This is a genomic window from Mycolicibacterium pyrenivorans (genome assembly GCF_025821625.1).
In the GTDB taxonomy this organism is placed as follows: Bacteria; Actinomycetota; Actinomycetes; order Mycobacteriales; family Mycobacteriaceae; genus Mycobacterium; species Mycobacterium pyrenivorans.
In genome coordinates this window covers 16,645-34,707 of sequence record NZ_JACKSH010000022.1, presented here as the reverse complement: position 1 = coordinate 34,707, position 18,063 = coordinate 16,645, and the positions used below count along the sequence as shown (strand labels likewise).

Below are 18,063 nucleotides of genomic sequence, written 5' to 3'. Positions count from 1 at the left end.
TTCTGACCGGCCGTCCCACTTCGAGAGAGACGCGAATGCCTGACATCATCACCGTCGATGATCTGCGTGATCCACAGCTGACCGACTTGCAGCGCCAGGTACTCGACGCCACCCGGCACCAGGAAGTGGATTTCGACATCGACGCGATGTTGGACGAGGCAGTGCAGACCTCCGGCATCACCGGCTTCGGCGGAGAAGGCCTCGACGGTGAGTTCCGGAAGCGTCTCGGCGTGCACTTCGCAGCCATCGATGCCGACGATCTGAACCCGCTGTCGCGGATGACTCTGCGGGAGCGATCGGTTCGCCTACTGCGGAGCCGGGTGTTGTTCACCGACCTGTTGCGGCGCTACCCCGAGATCGAGGACATCGAGATCGAGAAGCCGTTCATCGTGATCGGGATGCCGCGTTCGGGAACGACACATTTCGTGAACCTGATCGCGGCAGACAGGCGACGCCGGGCACTGCCGTACTGGGAGAGTCGTGAACCGTTCCCGATCCGCGGCGAAGCTGCCGGCCCCGATGGCATCGACCCTCGATACCAGCGCACCGCCGACGAGTACGGATTCGTCAAGCAGTTCATGCCGTTCGCGCTGGCCGTGCACGACCGGTATCCGGAGGCCATCGAGGAAGAGATCGAACTCGACCTGGACTTCTCCAACTACATCGTGGAGTGGTACGCCCACGTGCCCGACTGGCGGGACTACTACCTCGGGTTGAATCAGGTCGAGCATTACGGTTACCTGAAGAAGGTTCTGAAGGCCCTTACCTTCCTGCGTGGCCCGCGGACCTGGGTGCTGAAGGCGCCCCAGCACTGTGAGCAGATTCCCGCGCTGCTGGAGGTGTTCCCCGACGCGACTTTCGCGTTCACGCACCGCGATCCCGTCGCGGTCATCCAGTCGACGGTCACGCTGATGGCCTACGGCGACCGCATCCGGCGAGAGAAGGTCGACACCGACCGAATCGTCGACTACTGGGTCGACAGGGTCGAACGACTGCTCGGCGCATGCGTTCGCGACCGGGATCTGGTGCCGGCGGAACGCAGCATCGATATCTCGTTCCACCACCTCAACGGAAACGAGATCCCGTTCCTGGAAAAGCTGTATCAGCGCGGCGGGGTGGACCTGCCGCAGGAGACCCGGGCTGCGTTCGACCAATACCTGTCGGGCAATCCGCGTGGCAAGCACGGCCGGATCGCCTACGACCTGGAGCGCCACTTCGACCGGAGTCCCGACGAGATCCGTAGCCTCTTCGATTTCTACTTCGACAAGTTCGATGTGCGCCCGGAAACTTCCGGCAGGGACGTCCGGTGAGCACCGCACCAGACGAACAAGTCGACGGTTTCGAGCCGATCTATCGCAGTAGGCCCGGCGCCGACGATCTCGCGGGTGCGTCGGCGACGGAGGCACAGCGGGTGGCGCCCGGCGTCTGGATGTCACCGGGGCTGACCAACTCGTACATGCTGACCACTGACGACGGTCGCGTCATCGTCAACACCGGAATGGGATTCGAGTCACCGGTGCACAAGGCCAACTTCGACGCCGTCGACGACGGGCCGGTGCGTTACATCATCTACACCCAGGGGCACGCCGACCACGTCGGCGGAACCGACGTCTTCCGCGAGCCGGGCACCCACATCGTCGCGCAGGCGAACTGGGAGATGTGGCGCGACGACACCGAACGACTGCTGGCAAATCGCGCCCGCAACACGATGTTCGCGTTCATCGACAAGATCAGTGCCACCGTGACGGGAATTCAGAAGCGGTTCGGCGAGGTCCTCCCCGCGCAGGCCGATCCCGATCCCGACATGATCGTCGAGGACACTTTCGCCCTCGACGTCGGTGGCCGCCGCATAGAGCTGATCGCCACCCCCGGGGGTGAGACCACCGACTCCCTGGTCGTATGGCTCCCCGACGAGCGGATCTGCCTGAGCGGCAACCTGTTCGGACCGTTGTTCGGCCATATCCCCAATCTCGTCACCATGCGCGGCGACCGCTACCGCGACGCCCTGACCGCCGTCGCCTCCTACGAACGGGTTCGGCTGTTGCAGCCCGAGGTGCTGATCACCGGGCACTTCGACCCGATCCACGGCGCCGCCCGGATCGATGCCGAGCTGACCCGGCTGCGCGACGCGGTGCAGTACATGCACGACCAGACCGTGGCCGCCATGAACGCCGGCGACGACGTCCGCGACGCGATGGCTCAAATCACGCTGCCGCCGCACTTGGAGGTCGGCCAGGGATACGGCAAGGTCAGCTGGAACGTCAGGGCGATCTGGGAGAACTACAACGGGTGGTTCCACCGCCGGTCCACCACCGAGCTGTACCCCGTCGGCCCCGAATCGGTTGCCCCGGACCTGGTGGAACTCGCTGGAGCCGCGGCTATCTGCGACCGTGCCGGTCGGCATCTCGCCGCGGGCGATCCGTTACGCGCGATCCACCTCGGGGAGATCGTGCTCGAAACCGACCCCGAACACCAAGCCGCCCGCGTGGTCGTCAGATCCGCCCATGAAGCGCTGCTGGCGGGCAGCGACAACTTCTGGGAATCAGCCTGGCTACGCAAACAGATCGGAGAACTCCCATGACCGCACGCGCCACCTACGACTTCACCGGAGCAACCGCGCTCGTCACCGGCGGCACCAGCGGCATCGGCCACGCCATCGTCAGCAAGCTGCGCGATGCCGGGGCGGCGGTGACGACCACCGGTCGCAAGCCTCAGGCCGCCGACTACGCGGTCGATCTGGAAGGAATCGAGTACCGCCAACTCGAGCTGACAGACCGAACCGGAATCCGGGACCTGGCCGGTGAATTCAACACCCTCGACATCCTGGTGAACAACGCCGGCGCGATCTTCGCGGGCGGCCTGGACGAGTCGACGCCCGACGGCTTCCGCGCCACGGTGGATCTGAACCTGTTCGGACCGTACGAACTCTCCATCGCGCTGCACGATGCACTCGCCCGATCGACGGCCAAGGGCGGTGCCAGCGTGGTCGGACTGTCGTCGCTGTCGACTGTGCGGGCCGTTCCGATGGTGCCCGCCTACGGCGCCGCAAAATCCGGTGTCCTGTCGATGACGCGCAACTTCGCGATGAAGTGGGGTCCGGACCGAATCCGGGTCAATGCCGTGACCGCGGGCTTCATCGACACCCCGATGACGTCACCGGAGCTCGTCCCCGACTACATCGCCGAGCAGTGCGCGCGAACCCCGCTGGGACGGCTCGGGACACCCGACGAGGTCGCCGAGGCCGTGATCTTCCTCTGCACCGAGAACAGCGCCTTCATCACCGGATCCGTCGTCACCGTCGACGGCGGTTACTGCGTCGGCTGATCCAGCCCACCACTCGAGGAGATGCCATGACAGCGGAATCCGTGCTATCCCATCCCGATACCCACGAGCTGGGCACCGATCCGATCCCGACGGGCCCCTACTACCAACCCGAGTACTTCGAGGCCGAACGTGAGGCCATCTTCAAACGGACATGGCTCGAGATCGGCCACGTCTGCGAACTTCCCGAACCCAACAGCTACATCGTCCGCGACCTCGAAGTGGCCAACACGACAGTGCTGATCACCCGCGGCAAGGACGGTGAGATTCGCGCGTTCCACAACGTGTGCACGCACCGTGCCACCCAACTGGTGCTCGATCGAGGTGGGCAACGGTCGTCCTTCAGCTGCCAGTACCACGGATGGAACTTCACTCCGGACGGCCGGCTACGGTCCGCACCGGACTTCGGCAACTTCTACACGGACAAGTCGCAGTGCGGGCTGCCCAAGATCGCGGTCGATGTCTGCGCCGGGCTGATCTTCATCAACCTCGACCCCGAACCTGAGCAGAGCCTGCGGGAGTTCCTCGGTCCGATGGCCGCCAAGCTGGAGTTGCTGCCGGTCGCGCAGGCGACGACGTTCACCGAGTACGTCTACGAGATCGACGCGAACTGGAAGCTCACCTTCGACAACTTCCAGGAGAACTACCACCTGCGGTTCATCCACCCCCGCAGCGGCGGCAACGGACCCACCGGGCCCGACAACCCGTTCGGTTACCCCACGAACATCGGGTTCTCGGGGCCGCATCGATACCAAACCGTCTGGACCAACCCGGAATTCACGCCTGCCGAGGTGCAAGGGATGGCGCTGATGAAGCAGCTGGAAGGGGCGATGGCCAGGCAGTTGGAGTTCAACATGGACTACCTGGTGCTGTTCCCGAACTTCTTCATCTTCGGGATGGCCATTCAGCACTTCTCCCACGTCGTCTATCCCGTGTCGGCGACGAGATCGCGCGGTGTCGTGCGGCTCTACTGGGTGGGCGACGACGCCAACGCCAGTGAGCGGTTCGCCCGCGAGTATGCCGCCTGCACCACCCTCGACATTCATTCCGAGGACCGCGAGGTGATAGAGGCCGGCCAGCGCGGAATCAGCAGCGGAGCGCTGAGCCACATACATTTTCAAGCTCAGGAGGTACTGCTGCGGCACCTCTATCTCCAGGTCGACGCGGCGGTGTCGTCCTATGAGGCGGAGGTGGCCAAATGACCACGCATCTGTTGCCGCCCGGATTCGAGACCCTGGAACCGTTCGTCGACCGATGGGTGTGCGAGTCGGCCGATGACCGTCTGAAGCGGCGCCTGGGCAGCACGGACGCCGAGCGGGTCGAGTTCTTCGATGCGGCCAAGGATCGTCTGCAGGACGGGCTGACGTACCTGGACAAGAAGCCGTTCACCGAGTACGACGATGACGAGACACGGCTGATGAAGCTGTTTCTCAGCTTCGCCCACATCGCGCTGGCGGTCGAGGTGCAGGGGGACGCCGAGCCGAAACACGCTGTGGGCGCGCGGTTCATGACCATCACGCAGGCCCCATCGGCCGCGCGTTGATCCGGGGCGCCCGCGTCAGCCTGGGATGCAGCGCGCATCAAGGCACCGCGGCGTGTCAGTGAGTCGGGTACTGCGCCCGCTGGCAGGTCTTGCGGCGATTATCGCAGGTCTGCTGCTCGCAGCGACGGCCGTCGCGATGTTCCAGGGACGAACTACCGACACAGTCCCGCTGACGGTCATGTCCAATCGAGCCGGGCTGGTCATGAATGTCGATGCCAAGGTGAAACTTCTGGGCGTTCCGGTGGGGAGAGTCGCCAACATCGACAGCCACACAGACGGTTCGGCCGTCATCCACCTTGAGATGGACCTCGCCGAGCTCGAAAGGATTCCCGCCAACGTACGTGTCGACATCGCGTCCACGACGATCTTCGGTGCCAAGTCCGTGGAACTGTTACCACCAGATAATCCGTCGCCGCAACATCTGAAGCCGGGACAGGTGCTCGATGCCGACCATGTCACGATCGAGATCGATTCGATCTTCGAGCAGCTGACCGCTGTCCTGAGCAAGATTCAGCCAGAGAAGCTCAATGCGACACTCGGCGCCATGTCCACGGCGTTGGATGGCCGTGGAGGCGCGCTCGGCCAAGCACTCAGTGACTTCGAAAGTTTCCTCGCCTCAATAGATCCCAGTATGACGATCCTCACTCGCGATATCGAGGCAGCGACCATGGCGGTCGGGACCTACGCCGACGTCGCACCTGACGTATTGAAGATCGTCGACAACGCGACGGCGATCAGCAGCACCGTCGTCGAAGAACAGCACAATCTCGACGCGATGCTCATCAACGCCACCGGTCTGGCAGACATCGGCAACGAGGTGGTTGGCGGCAACCAGCATCTGCTCACCGACGTCGTGCATCTCCTGCTTCCGACCACGGCGCTGACGAGCCAATACAGCCCCGCGCTGACGTGTGGGCTGAAGGCGTTGGAGCGCCTGGATTCTCTACCACCCGCCCCTGCGCCGGGTGTTGTGGTCAGTACCGGCCTGATGCTCGGCTTGGAGCGTTATCAGTATCCGGCCAACCTCCCGAAGGTCGCAGCGCGCGGTGGTCCGCAGTGCACCGATCTGCCCGACATGCCGATGAACACGCGTCCGCCGTTCGTCGTGACCGATACCGGTGCCAATTCGACCCAGTACGGCAATCAAGGGATCCTGCTGAATTCCGACGGACTCAAACAACTGCTGTTCGGGCCGATCGACGGGCCTCCGCGTAACTCCGCGCAGATCGGTCATCCGGGATGAAACGGCGCTCGAGCTTCGGCCTCAAACTCGGTGTGTTCGCGTCGGTCATGGCAGTGTTGACGGCCCTGTTGTTCTTCATCTTCGGGCAGTACACGACTGGAGCCACGACCAATTACTCCGCGGTCTTCAGCGATGTCTCGGGGCTCGAGACCGGCGACTCGGTGCGAGCCGCGGGGCTGCGCGTCGGCACTGTGACAGGACTGACAATGCGACCCGACAGCACCGTCGTCGTCGCGTTCGACGCCGATCGCAAGGTTCCTCTAACCGTGGGGAGCAAAGCCGCTGTTCGCTATCTCAACTTGGTCGGCGATCGATTTCTTGAATTGATCGACGGTCCGGGACCGGCGGGATCGATGCCGCCCGGTTCGCAGATCCCGGCCGAACGGACCGTGCCCGCCCTGGACATCGATCAGTTGCTCAGCGGTCTGCGGCCTGTCATCGCGGGGTTGAATCCACGCGACGTGAACCTCTTGACGGCATCACTGTTAGAGGTCTTCCAGGGCCAGGGCCACACGCTGGAATCTGTTCTGGCGAAGACGACCTCGTTCTCGGAAAACTTGGCCGACAACAACGCCACCGTCCAGCTGTTGATAGACAATCTCAACGCGGTGATGGCTACCCTTGCCAACGGTGACAAGTTCAGCGAGGCGATGAACCGCTTCGAGCAACTCGTCACCGGGCTTGCCGGGGACCGCGATCCGATTGGCGCCGCCATCGACTCGTTGAGTAACGGCACGGCCTCGCTCGCCGGTCTCCTGACCAAATCCCGCCAACCGCTGGCCGCGACGGTGAACGAACTCAACAGGTTGGCTCCCCTGCTCGACAAGGACAAGCACGTCCTTGACGCAGCTCTCGCGAAGGCGCCCAACAACTATCGCAAACTGGTGCGACTCGGCGCATACGGGAGCTGGCTGAACTACTACATCTGCTCACTTTCGCTACGCGTCAGCGATCTACAAGGCCGGACCGTAATCATCCCGTGGGTTTACCAAGAAGACGGGCGGTGCGCAGAGCTCTGATGCTCAAGTATCACGGATCTCGGTTGGTTCGCCCAGGTTTAATCGGCGTCGTCTTGACCATCCTTGTCATTGCCGTAGGTCTGCAGCCGCAGATGCTGTGGTCATGGGCGACGGCGATTCGGTATCACGCCTTGTTCACCGAAGCAGGCGGACTCGCCGCAGGCAACGAGGTGAGATTGTCAGGGATGAACGTCGGTTTGGTAGAGGATGTGTCGTTACTCGGTGGCAAGGTCATCGTCACATTCAGTGTGGACAGTACGGTGCGACTCGGCGCAGACAGCACGGCTCATATCCGCACGGCAACCCTGCTCGGCCAGCGTGTCCTGACGCTGGAATCTGTAGGTCACGAGGCGCTGAATCCGTCGGATGTGATCCCGACGTCGCGTACCTCAGCGCCCTATTCGCTGACACAGGCAGTCAATGATTTCACGACGAACGCCGCCGACACCGATACCCAGGCAATCGGCCAAGCCCTCGACACACTGTCGTCCACCCTCGACCAGATCGCGCCCCGGCTGGGCCCGACGTTCGACGGGCTGTCCCGACTGTCGCGGTCGCTCAACGGGCGCAACGAAGTGCTCGGGGAACTGTTCCGGAACACCGCCGCGACTACTGCAGTGCTGGCCGAGAGGAGCACGCAACTCAACTCCCTCATCCTCAATGCCAACGACCTCGTCGCCGTGCTCAACGACCGACGCGAGACGATCATCGAGCTACTGGCCGGCATCTCAGCGGTGAGTCGGCAGATATCCGGGATCGTGGCCGACAACGAGAAGGTCCTTGCTCCTACCTTGGAGAAACTGAATTCGGTCACGGCCATGCTGGAGAAGAACCGCGACAACATCGCCAAGGCGCTGCCGGGACTGGCGAAATACATGGTGACTCAGGGGGAAACCGTTTCCAACGGCTACTACTACAACGCGTACGTACCAAACATGGTGCCTGCCCAGTTCTTGCAACCGTTCCTTGACTACGCGTTCGGGTTTCGTCGCGGCGTGGATTCCGGACAACCGCCGGACGATGCCGGACCGCGCGCAGAATTTCCCTGGCCGCGCAACGGAATTCCCGGCGGTTCGCGATGACCGCGACACGCCGCAGGCTCAACGTCACCCTCGCGGTTGCGTTGGGGCTGATACTGGCTGCCGGGGTAATCGTGATGGTCCAGCAGCGACTGAACTCTTCTACTCGGATCACCGCATACTTCGCCAGTGCCACCGGCATCTATCCCGGGGACGACGTCCGAGTACTCGGCGTCAAGGTTGGAGAGATCGAGGCCATCGAGCCGGCCGGCGCCGAGGCGATGATGACGATCGATGTCGATCGCGACGTCCCCATTCCGGCAGATGCCAAAGCTGTCATCGTCGCTCAGAACCTGGTATCAGCGCGCTACGTGCAACTCGCCCCGGCGTACGAGACGAGCGGTCCGGTCATGGCTGACGACGCAGTGATTCCGATCGGGCGAACCGCAGTGCCGGTCGAATGGGACGACGTCAAGACACAGTTGATGAAACTCGCCAGCGACCTGGGTCCTGGCGACGCAGGCTCGGAGACGTCAGTGTCGAGATTCATCAATAGTGCTGCCAACGCGCTGGACGGCAACGGTGAGAAGCTCCGGCGGGCGCTCGCTCAACTCTCGGGGGTTGGGCGAATCCTGGCAGAGGGCAGCGGCAATATCACCGACATAATCAGCCATCTCCAGGTTTTCGTCACAGCCTTGCGCGACAGCAGCGACCAGATAGTCGTCTTCCAAGACCGGTTCGCCACACTGACCGGTGTTCTCAATGAGGATCGATCTGGTCTTGATGCGGCCCTCACCGATCTTTCTGTCGCAATCGACGACGTCCAAGGGTTTATCTCCGGAAGCCGCGATCAGACCGCCGAGCAGATCCAGCGGCTGGCCGATGTGACGCAGAATCTTGTGGACCACAAGACCGACCTGGAGAACGTGTTGCACGTGACACCGAACGCAATTGCCAATGGTTACAACATTTACGACCCCGATACCGCAACGCAGGTCGGCTCGTTCGTGATCAACAACTTCAGCGACCCGGCGGGTTTCATCTGTGGGGCGATCGGGGCGGTGGCGAATGTGACGTCGCCGGAAACCTCAAAGCTGTGCGCCCAATATCTCGGGCCCGCGGCACGACTGCCCAACTTCAACTATCTTCCGCTTCCCTTCAATCCATACCTGGCGAAATCCCCGGACAACGTGATCTACAGCGATCCAGCCCTGGCGCCCGGCGGTGCCGGCGCCACGACTACCGCCGAGCAACCGCCGTCCGTCTCGGCCTACACAGGCGCCGCGGACGACCCGTTCCCGCAGCCCACCGGTCCCACACCACCACCAGGGGCGCCGACCCTGACACAGATCCTCTTGCCTGCCGAAGGGGCACGGCCATGAGTATCGGTGTAACCACACCGCGGCGATGTCGGCGGCTGCTCTCGGTGTTGATCACCAGCGCTGCTGTGGCTTCGGCGGGGTGCGGATTTCAGGGCGTGAACTCCCTGGCTCTCCCCGGCGCGAAAGGACGAGGCGCGCAGGCCACGACCTACTATGTCGAGTTCGCGAACATCGGCACACTGGAATCGAATTCGCCCGTGATGATTGCCGATGTCGTGGTAGGCAGTGTGGGCCGGATGACGTTCTCGAATTGGCTCGTGCAGGTCGAAGTTTCGATCGAGCCCGGGGCCACGGTGCCCGCCAACACGGAGGCGAGCATCGGGCAAACCAGTCTGCTCGGATCCACACACGTAGCGCTCAGCCCGCCGCTCGGCCAGGAACCGGACGGGCATCTCGCGCCGGGCACCACGATCCCCGTGAACAAGTCGTCGATCTTTCCCTCGACCGAGCAGACGCTGTCGTCGTTGTCGGTGGTGGTCAACGGGGGGGGACTAGGTCAGATCGGCGATATCGTCCACAGTTTCAACGCAGCGCTGTCAGGACGCCAGAGCGACATACGTGATCTGCTGGACCGGCTGGACCGGTTCGTGAGCGTTCTGGATGCGCAGCGTGACAACGTGATTGAGTCCATCCACGCGCTCAACAGGCTTGCCGGAACCTTCGCAGACCAACGAGACGTGATTTCACGAGTCCTGCAGGAAGTCCCGCCCGCCTTGGACGTACTGATCAGGGAGCGACCCCACATCACCACGGCTCTCGACAAACTGAGAATTTTCAGCGACACCACCACCAGGCTGGTCGACGACACCCAAACCGACATCGTGGAAAATCTCACCAACCTTGCCCCCACACTCCGCGCCCTGGCTGATGTCGGGGACGGTCTCGACCGTGCTCTGGCATACACCACGGTATTTCCCTACGGCCAGAACCTGATCGACCGCGGAGTGCGGGGCGATTACATGAACCTCTTCGAGACACTCGATTTCACGGTGCCCAGGTTGAAGAACACGACGCTACTCGGCACCCGGTGGGGCGATCCGAACGCAACCCTCGTACCGGCGCCGGGCGAGCCTTTCTACCTCAACTACACCTATAACCCGCTCATGGTGGGGGTCGCACCCGGTGAGTCCGCGCCACCGCCGCCGGGCCAAACAGAGTCGGTGCCCGACGCCGGTATCCCGCTGTCCCCTCAGAGCCAAGGTGAAACGAGGCCCGCCCCGACCCCAGCTGCCGACCCTCCGACGATCTTCGCGGGTCCCTACGGAGCGCGGAATACGACGACTCCTGATACTGCGGGCGGTAACTGATGCTCTCTCGGCTCGTTCGAAATCAGTTGATCATCTTCACGATCGCGTCGATAGTCGGTCTGTCGCTATTGAGCTTCAAGTACATCCAGGCTCCGACTCTGCTTGGCGTCGGGCGGATCACCGTCGAGTTGGAGCTGCCGGCTTCAGGCGGCTTGTACCGGTTCGGCAACGTCACCTACCGTGGCGTGCAGGTGGGGAAAGTGACGAAGGTCGCAGTCCGTAATGCCCGCTATGTGGTGGCGACGTTGTCGCTCGACACCTCTGCCCGTATTCCCGCCGATCTGGTCGCGCGCGTGCTGAGTATGTCCGCGGTCGGTGAACAGTACGTCGACCTCCAACCACGCAACGACTCGGCGCCGTACCTGGCGGACGGCTCGGTAATCGGCATACAGAACACAACGATTCCCCAGAAGGTCGGTCCGATGCTGGACCAACTTGGCTCGCTGCTCGACAGCATCCCTCAGGACAGACTCACCGTCCTGCTCGATGAATCGTTCAAAGCGTTCAACGGAGCGGGCTACGACTTCGGGTCTCTGATCGATTCCTCGACAACGGTGGCAGCCGATCTCCGAGAGGTGGCCGACCAGACGCGCACGCTCATCGACGACAGCGAGCCGTTGCTGAATTCCCAAGCGCAGGGCAGCGAGAATATCCGCACGTGGATACGCAGCCTGGCCGGTGTCACCGATCAGATACGTGCGAACGATCCACAAGTTCGTACTTTGTTGCAGCGCGTTCCGGGAGCGGCCGATGAAGTCTCGCGCCTGCTCGCCGACCTCAAGCCGACGCTGCCAATCCTGTTGGCCAACCTCAAGACGATCGGCCAGATCTCGGTGACCTATAACCCGTCATTGGAGCAGCTGCTCGTCTTGCTGCCCCCGGACATCGCCGCCATCCAGGCGGTGGCACCGCTCAACAACCCAACCGGCATGGCGAAGGGAGACTTCGCCATCACCATCTCAGATCCGCCGGCGTGCACCGTTGGTTTCCTTCCTCCTTCGTCTTGGCGGTCTCCAGCCGACGTGTCCGATATCGATACGCCTGAGGGCATGTACTGCAAGCTGCCGCAGGACTCGCCTATCGGTGTGCGCGGGGCGCGCAACTACCCCTGCATGGAACATCCTGGAAAGCGCGCCCCGACAGTGCAGTTGTGCGACAACGAGCAAGGATTCGTCCCCCTGGCTCAGCGTCAGCACGCCTTGGGGCCGTATCCCCTCGACCCGAATCTGGTGGCGCAGGGGATTCCGCCGGATAGCAGAGTCGATGCGGATTCACGCATTCATGCCCCTGTCGAGGGCACACCGTTACCGCCGCCCACCGCACCCTCGCTGATGCCGTCGCCCCCCACCGCCGTGGCCGCCCCAAGTTCTGTCGCCACCAACGAGGCAGGAACTACCGCGTCCGGCGCAGCCGTCCACTACAACCCGCGGACCGGTGCGTATATGGCTCCCGACGGCCGTCTCTATCGGCAGTCGAATCTGACGTCGTCGGAGGTGCCGACAACATGGAAAGACCTGCTGCTCGGCTCGGCGTGAAGCGGCATTCTGCCGAGTTCATCGGCAAGCTGGATGGAAAAGTGGCGATCTTGACTGGGCGTGCGAGCGGGCTCGATAGGCAGGAGGCACTGCGTTTCGCCGATGAGCGCGCCGAGGTCGCCATCTGCGACATCCAGGAGGAGAGGCTCGACGAGACCCGCCGACTCTGCGAGGAACGGGCGCCGCCTGCGGTGCAGGCAGTACGCGAAGGCGGCCCTCAACAACGTGTTTCATCGCCCTGGGAATCCCTACCACGACGTTGCACCAGTGGTCGTGTCCCTGGCCCCAGACGACAGTCACTGGGTAGCCGGTCAAACGGTCAATGCCCACGGTCGAGGCTGGATCGCGGAGTAGCTACCCCGGAAGGAGCGCGCGAGCGGCTGCGACGCAGGGGCGCAGCCGCTCGTGTGGCCCCACACCGGCCTCGGCCTGCGATCTGATGGGAACTTCCAGTCCGATGTGCACGTCGGCCGGCAGCGCCTCGAGAATGTCGGCAAGCGGCAGGATGCCGGTGCCTGGGACCATCCGCTCGAACGTCGCGGCCACGAGGTAATCCTCCATGCTGTCGATGACCGGGTTGTCGCTCAGTTGGGCGTACCCGATCACACCGTGGTCCAGTGCTCGAAGGTCATCAGCGCCCGCACCGGAGCGCGCGAGATGCATGGTGTCGACCAGCAATTGAAACTCCGGCCGTCCCACGTGCCGTACCGCATCAACCGCTGCCTCCAGATCACCGACCACCGATCCAGGCATCATCTCCAGGGTCGTCCGCATACCGCGTTCGGCTGCCAACTCGGTGAGGCTCGCGAATTGGTCGAAGGTTCGGGGGCGGTCCGGGTCGAGACCGAGGGTGTTGATTCGTGGGACGCCGAGTTCGCACATCACGTCGAGGTCGCTCGCGAAGTCGCGGCAATCGGCACCCGGGATGACGAGGAAGCCCTCGCCGAGGGAGATCCGGACCCCGGTGTCGTCCATCACCTTACGCAGCTCGTGCCGCAGGCCGGCGTCGTTGCGCAGCGAGAACGGCGGATATCCCAGCGAATCCAGCGGCATGGCGGTCAGACCCGTCGAGATGTACCCGACGCCGAGATCAGCAGCCAGCCGGACGAATTCCACTGGTGGCAGGCCGAATACGCTGAGGTACTCGATACCCAGCCGATTGGCGTTCACAGTCCGGCCTTCACAGCTGCGCCCGCGTCGACGAACAATTGCTGCCCGGTGACGTACCGCGATTCGTCGGACGCGAGGTACACCACCGCGTGTGAGATGTCGGAGGGGTCGACGTAGGGCACCGGAATGGCGTGAATGAACGCGAAGCCGACCTCCGCGTCGACGCGGGTCGGGTTTTTCAGGTCGGGCCGGAATGCCCGGTAGATGGCGTCGATGTGCAGCATGTCGGTGTCGACATTGGTGGGGTGCACCGCGTTCACCCGGATCCGCTGCTCCCCCAGCACCAAGGCAAGCGACTTCGTGTAATCACGGAGCATGCTCTTGGCCAACCCGTAGCCGACGGCTCCCGGACCCTGCAATCCCAGTCCGTCGGACCTGTTCACCTGTGATGCCAGGGCTGCAATGGATCCTGTGACGATGATCGAGGAACCCTCCGGCAGATAGGGCAGCCCGGCGCTGACGGTGTTGACGACACCCAGGAAGTCCACATCGAACGCGTCGACGAAACCCTGTACGGGCACAGTGGGGCCGAACGCGGAGATTCCGGCGTTGGCGACGATCACGTCGAGCCCGCCGAGTTCGGCGACGGCGCTACCGAGTACGTCTCGCAGCTGGGCACGATCGCGAACGTCGGCCTCAGCAACAATGATTCGCCGTCCTTGGTCCTCGACGAGGCCTCGGGTCGCGTCCAGGTCAGCCTCGGTCGCGAGAGGGCTCGGATTGGAGGCGATATCGCTGCAGATATCGAGCGCGATGATGTCGGCACCCGCGGCGGCCATGTGCAGCGCATGGCTGCGGCCCTGTCCGCGGGCCGCACCGGTGATCACCGCGACTTTGCCCTCAAGTCGACTCATATCAAACTCCCGTCATCGGTGTATTCGTATTTCGCAGCCGTGCTATACGATCGTATAGGGTCCGAGCATGGGCCGTCTGCGGACCCGCGAAAAGGGTATGGCGGCGCCACGAATGTGCTATACATCTGTACAGCAAATTTGCGTTGAAGGCACCATGGAAGGACCCCCGTTGACGAACACCGATGAACTCGATCAGCTGCGCAAGCGCGTGCAGTACCTCGAGGACCGCACCGCGATCCTCGACTGCGTTATGAACCAGGCGCGCGGGCATGACCGCCACGATGCCGACTTGATGGGCAGCGTGTACTTCGACGACGGTGTCGACGAGCACGGGCCGACCGTCAAACTCGGCCCAGAGTACGGGCAGTGGGCCAATCAAGCGCACACCGCGGTGTTCGAGGATCACCTGCACAACATCACGACCCACACCTGCGAGGTCGACGGCGACGAGGCACATGCCGAGAGCTACGTGATGGGCGCGATGCGGGTCAAGGGGGGCAAGATCGTGTCCCTGATGGGCGGGCGCTACCTCGACCGACTCGAGCGCCGTGACGGCGTCTGGAAGATCGCGGTGCGGCGATGCACCATCGAGTGGATGATCAGTGGCGACTCGTCGGTCCTGAACTCCGGTGCCGTCAAGGGGTTCATCAAGGGCAAGTGGGACAAGACCGATGCCTCCTACATCCGACCCCTGCTGCTGGACAGCGAGCCCGTCGACCGCTGGTGACGATGAACCTCGAGGGAGCCGTCGCACTGGTCACGGGCGGAGGGTCCGGCATCGGCCGGGCGAGCGCAGAACGCTTCGCGGCTGCGGGCATGCGGGTATGCGTCGTCGATCTCGACGGCGAGGCCGCCTCGGCCGTCGCGGAGTCGGTCAACGGATTCGGCATCGCGTGTGACGTGTCCGACGCTGAGCAGGTCGATGCCGCGTTCGCCCGATGCGCCGAGGAACTCGGCACCGTCGATCTCGCACTTCTCAATGCCGGAATCACGATTCACTGGTCGGGTGACATCGGTTCACTCGACCTGGCTCAGTACCGCAGGTCCGTGGGCGTGAACCTCGACGGCGTCGTATTCGGCGCCGTCGCGGCCGTCCGGACGATGCGGGCCCGCACCGGCGGTGCGCCCGGCGCGATCCTGGCGACGGCCTCGCTCGCGGGTCTCATGCCGTGGCATCCCGACCCCGTCTACTCGCTCGGCAAGCACGGTGTCGTCGGGTTCATGCGCTCCATCGCGCCCAACCTCGCTCCCGAGCGGATCGCAGTCCACACCATCTGCCCGGGGATCACCGAAACCGGCGTCCTGGGCGACCGGCGCCCACTCGTCGAGGGCTTCGGCGTGCCGGTGATGGAACCGGAGGCGATAGCCGACGCCGTCCTTCTCGCCGCCACCGCCCCAATAGAACAGACCGGGTCGTGCTGGGTGGCCCAGTACGGAAAGCCCCCCTGGGCCATGGAATTCCCCGAGGTGCCCGGAGCCGACAGCAAGCTGAACATTCCCGTCAGCGACCGCTCCGGCAGCTGAACCGTCAGCCGATCACCGCGGGCATGCTGTCCCAGCCGCGCACCGTCGATGTGGGCGCCCGCACGGCGTTGTCCATGTCGATGGTCCAGTCGGGCCAGCGCTTCAGGATCTCCTCGAGGGCGATGCGCCCCTCGACGCGGGCCAGCGACGCACCCAGGCAGAAGTGTGTTCCCCGCCCGAAGGACAGGTGATTGGCATTGCGGCGGATGTCGAAGCGCTCCGGATCCTCGAACCTGCGTTCGTCGTGGTTCGCCGACCCGACCATGAGCAGCAGGGCACTGCCCGCCGGAACGGTCTGTCCGTGATACTCGACGTCATTGCTGACATAGCGGGCGATGCTGTGCACCGGAGGTTCGATGCGAAGCACCTCCTCGACGGCGCCCGGAATCAGCGCCGGATCCTGCACCAACTCACGTCGTGCATCGGCGTGCTCGCCGAGCAGCTTCCCCAGCCACCCGAACAACCGCCCCACCGTCTCCGTGCCGGCGTTCGCGATGACGCCCAGGAACACCAGGAGCTCTTCACCGCTCAACTTGCGCTCGACACCTGAGATGTCGGTGAATTCGACGTTCAGGAGTTCGGTGACGAGGTCGTCGGACGGATTCTGCTTCCGCCACTCGACATACTCTCTGAACATGTTCCCGTTGAAATAGTTCGTCTTGCTGACCGCGAGTGGTTCACCGGGCTTGTTGCGGAGGCGTCGCCCGGCCATGGACCGGACGCTGCGCTGCAGGGAGTCCGGCATGCCCACCAGCATGCCGATCACGCGCATGGGCATCTCGGCCCCGAGGTCGAGGGTGAAGTCGAAGCGGTCCCCGTCGACCAATGGCTCAAGGCAAGCGGCGCAGAACGCGCGCACCTCGGCCTCGATCGCGTTCATCTTCCGCGGGGTGAAGGCCCGAGACACCAGCACCCGGTGCACGGTGTGCAGGGGCGGGTCCTCATTGATGAAGACGCCGAGCGGCATGGCCGGTTCGGCCTTGACCACCTCGAGGATGTCCCCCTTGGCCGAGCTCAGGTTGTCGACGTCACGCAGCGCGGCCTCGACGTCGGCGTTGCGGCTCAACGCCCAGAAGTCGAACTTCTCGTCGTAGTAGAGCGGGGCCTCGTCCCGCAGGCGCCGGTACGTCGGATACGGGTCGACGTCGATCGTGACGTCGTAAGGGTCATAGCGGAGTTGGCTTTCGTCCAAGTCCTTCATGGTGCTCCTTACGCCCTGTGCCGTCGCAGATTCCGCGATGCAGTACGATCGTACAGCACGCTGCGCATCACCAAAAGGAGTGTCGATGGATCTCGGCTTCGTCTCGATGAACACGCCTCGCGACCTCGCCCCCGGCCTGCTGGGTCCGGAACTGGAATCGCGGCGATTCGAGTCACTGTGGGTCGGAGAGCACCCGCAGATACCGGTGGCCGCCGCAGACCAGTTCCACCCGAGCCTGCTCACGGCACAAAAGCAGATGTGGGACCCGTTCCTGTCGTTGTTGTCGGCGGCTGCGGCCACCACCGACCTCCGCCTCGGCACGGCCGTCGCGTTGCCGCTCGAGCGCGAGTTGTTCACCTTTGCAAAGGAAGTCGCGACGCTCGATCAGATGAGCGGAGGACGTCTGCTGCTCGGGGTGGGTGTCGGGTTCCGTGCCGAACTCGAGGTGTCGGGTTCGGTGGCCTGGAGCGATCGTTACCGGGCGCTCCGCGACATGGTCGCAGCACTGGGCTCCCTGTGGACCGAGGACGAACCCGAACACCACGGCGAGTTCTACGACTTCGGTCCTGTGTGGTCGAACCCGAAGCCGGTTCAGCGACCGCATCCACCGCTGCTGGCCGCGGCCACGGGACCCAAGGCGACCCGCGACTGCATGGCCTGGGCCGATGGCTGGCTACCCGGCGACGCGGCATTCAGGGACGTGGCGAGCGCACTGGCCGACTTCCGCCGCGGGGCAGAAGAGGCCGACCGCGATCCGGAGGCCTTGGACCTGACGATCATGGCGTGGGGCGACCCCGAACTCGAGCGGCTGGCTCGCTACCGGGGCCTCGGCTTCAACCGCGTCGTGCTGGGCGGCGGCCGTCGCGGCGGCAGCGATGCGTCGACGACGCTGTCGTTCCTCGACAGGTACGCAGAGATGGTCGATGAGCTCGACTGACCGCACTG

General features: G+C 63.9%; 17 protein-coding genes. 14 read left to right on the top strand and 3 right to left on the bottom strand.

What is annotated here, in order from left to right; all coding sequences use genetic code 11:
- The first annotated feature begins 35 nt into the window (after window positions 1-35).
- The 11 genes from H7I57_RS02670 to H7I57_RS02620 are packed head-to-tail and all read left to right on the top strand — an operon-like array spanning window position 36 to window position 12,369.
- A complete protein-coding gene (locus H7I57_RS02670; protein WP_264021737.1) occupies window positions 36-1,310 on the top strand; it encodes a sulfotransferase family protein in 1,275 nt (424 codons plus the stop codon).
- Entirely contained in the window at window positions 1,307-2,581 is a 1,275-nt protein-coding gene (locus H7I57_RS02665) for an alkyl sulfatase dimerization domain-containing protein (protein ID WP_264021736.1), read from the top strand. Before H7I57_RS02670 ends, H7I57_RS02665 begins: the two co-directional genes overlap by 4 nt.
- Window positions 2,578-3,324: an SDR family NAD(P)-dependent oxidoreductase gene (locus tag H7I57_RS02660; RefSeq protein WP_264021735.1), complete on the top strand. Its 747-nt coding sequence runs from the start codon at window positions 2,578-2,580 to the stop codon at window positions 3,322-3,324. The genes H7I57_RS02665 and H7I57_RS02660 overlap by 4 nt, the downstream gene beginning before the upstream one ends.
- Before the next feature lie 26 nt (window positions 3,325-3,350).
- Complete coding sequence (locus tag H7I57_RS02655) at window positions 3,351-4,523, top strand: aromatic ring-hydroxylating oxygenase subunit alpha (protein WP_264021734.1); 1,173 nt, start codon at window positions 3,351-3,353, stop codon at window positions 4,521-4,523.
- A complete protein-coding gene (locus H7I57_RS02650; RefSeq protein WP_264021733.1) occupies window positions 4,520-4,864 on the top strand; it encodes a hypothetical protein in 345 nt (114 codons plus the stop codon). Before H7I57_RS02655 ends, H7I57_RS02650 begins: the two co-directional genes overlap by 4 nt.
- Before the next feature lie 25 nt (window positions 4,865-4,889).
- Window positions 4,890-6,107 carry an MCE family protein gene (locus H7I57_RS02645; RefSeq protein WP_275080814.1) on the top strand — a complete coding sequence of 406 codons (1,218 nt, stop codon included), beginning with the start codon at window positions 4,890-4,892 and terminating at the stop codon, window positions 6,105-6,107.
- Window positions 6,104-7,126 (top strand): MCE family protein, encoded by a 1,023-nt coding sequence (locus tag H7I57_RS02640; RefSeq protein ID WP_264021732.1) that lies wholly within the window; start codon window positions 6,104-6,106, stop codon window positions 7,124-7,126. Before H7I57_RS02645 ends, H7I57_RS02640 begins: the two co-directional genes overlap by 4 nt.
- Entirely contained in the window at window positions 7,126-8,208 is a 1,083-nt protein-coding gene (locus H7I57_RS02635; RefSeq protein WP_264021731.1) for an MCE family protein, read from the top strand. Before H7I57_RS02640 ends, H7I57_RS02635 begins: the two co-directional genes overlap by 1 nt.
- The gene (locus H7I57_RS02630; protein ID WP_264021730.1) at window positions 8,205-9,527 is read left to right on the top strand and encodes an MCE family protein; all 1,323 of its coding nucleotides are present in this window, start codon (window positions 8,205-8,207) and stop codon (window positions 9,525-9,527) included. Before H7I57_RS02635 ends, H7I57_RS02630 begins: the two co-directional genes overlap by 4 nt.
- Window positions 9,524-10,834, top strand: coding sequence for an MCE family protein (locus H7I57_RS02625; RefSeq protein WP_372510108.1), 1,311 nt, complete (start codon window positions 9,524-9,526; stop codon window positions 10,832-10,834). The genes H7I57_RS02630 and H7I57_RS02625 overlap by 4 nt, the downstream gene beginning before the upstream one ends.
- A complete protein-coding gene (locus tag H7I57_RS02620; protein ID WP_264021728.1) occupies window positions 10,834-12,369 on the top strand; it encodes an MCE family protein in 1,536 nt (511 codons plus the stop codon). Before H7I57_RS02625 ends, H7I57_RS02620 begins: the two co-directional genes overlap by 1 nt.
- Before the next feature lie 354 nt (window positions 12,370-12,723).
- On the opposite strand, the gene H7I57_RS02615 is transcribed toward H7I57_RS02620, so the two are convergent.
- Both H7I57_RS02615 and H7I57_RS02610 read right to left on the bottom strand, forming a co-directional pair.
- Window positions 12,724-13,539, bottom strand: coding sequence for a sugar phosphate isomerase/epimerase family protein (locus tag H7I57_RS02615; protein ID WP_264021727.1), 816 nt, complete (start codon window positions 13,537-13,539; stop codon window positions 12,724-12,726).
- The gene (locus tag H7I57_RS02610; RefSeq protein WP_264021726.1) at window positions 13,536-14,393 is read right to left on the bottom strand and encodes a mycofactocin-coupled SDR family oxidoreductase; all 858 of its coding nucleotides are present in this window, start codon (window positions 14,391-14,393) and stop codon (window positions 13,536-13,538) included. The genes H7I57_RS02615 and H7I57_RS02610 overlap by 4 nt, the downstream gene beginning before the upstream one ends.
- 169 nt (window positions 14,394-14,562) lie before the next feature.
- Here H7I57_RS02610 and H7I57_RS02605 point away from each other — a divergent pair, with 169 nt between their 5' ends.
- Both H7I57_RS02605 and H7I57_RS02600 read left to right on the top strand, forming a co-directional pair.
- Window positions 14,563-15,120 carry a nuclear transport factor 2 family protein gene (locus H7I57_RS02605; protein ID WP_264021725.1) on the top strand — a complete coding sequence of 186 codons (558 nt, stop codon included), beginning with the start codon at window positions 14,563-14,565 and terminating at the stop codon, window positions 15,118-15,120.
- Between the two features lie 2 nt (window positions 15,121-15,122).
- A complete protein-coding gene (locus tag H7I57_RS02600) occupies window positions 15,123-15,917 on the top strand; it encodes an SDR family oxidoreductase (protein ID WP_264021724.1) in 795 nt (264 codons plus the stop codon).
- 4 nt (window positions 15,918-15,921) lie between these two features.
- Here H7I57_RS02600 and H7I57_RS02595 read toward each other — a convergent pair whose 3' ends face one another.
- On the bottom strand, window positions 15,922-17,118 hold the full coding sequence (locus tag H7I57_RS02595; protein ID WP_264021723.1) for a cytochrome P450: 1,197 nt from the start codon (window positions 17,116-17,118) through the stop codon (window positions 15,922-15,924).
- Between the two features lie 85 nt (window positions 17,119-17,203).
- Here H7I57_RS02595 and H7I57_RS02590 point away from each other — a divergent pair, with 85 nt between their 5' ends.
- Window positions 17,204-18,055 carry a TIGR03619 family F420-dependent LLM class oxidoreductase gene (locus H7I57_RS02590; RefSeq protein ID WP_264021722.1) on the top strand — a complete coding sequence of 284 codons (852 nt, stop codon included), beginning with the start codon at window positions 17,204-17,206 and terminating at the stop codon, window positions 18,053-18,055.
- The last annotated feature ends 8 nt before the right edge of the window (window positions 18,056-18,063 follow it).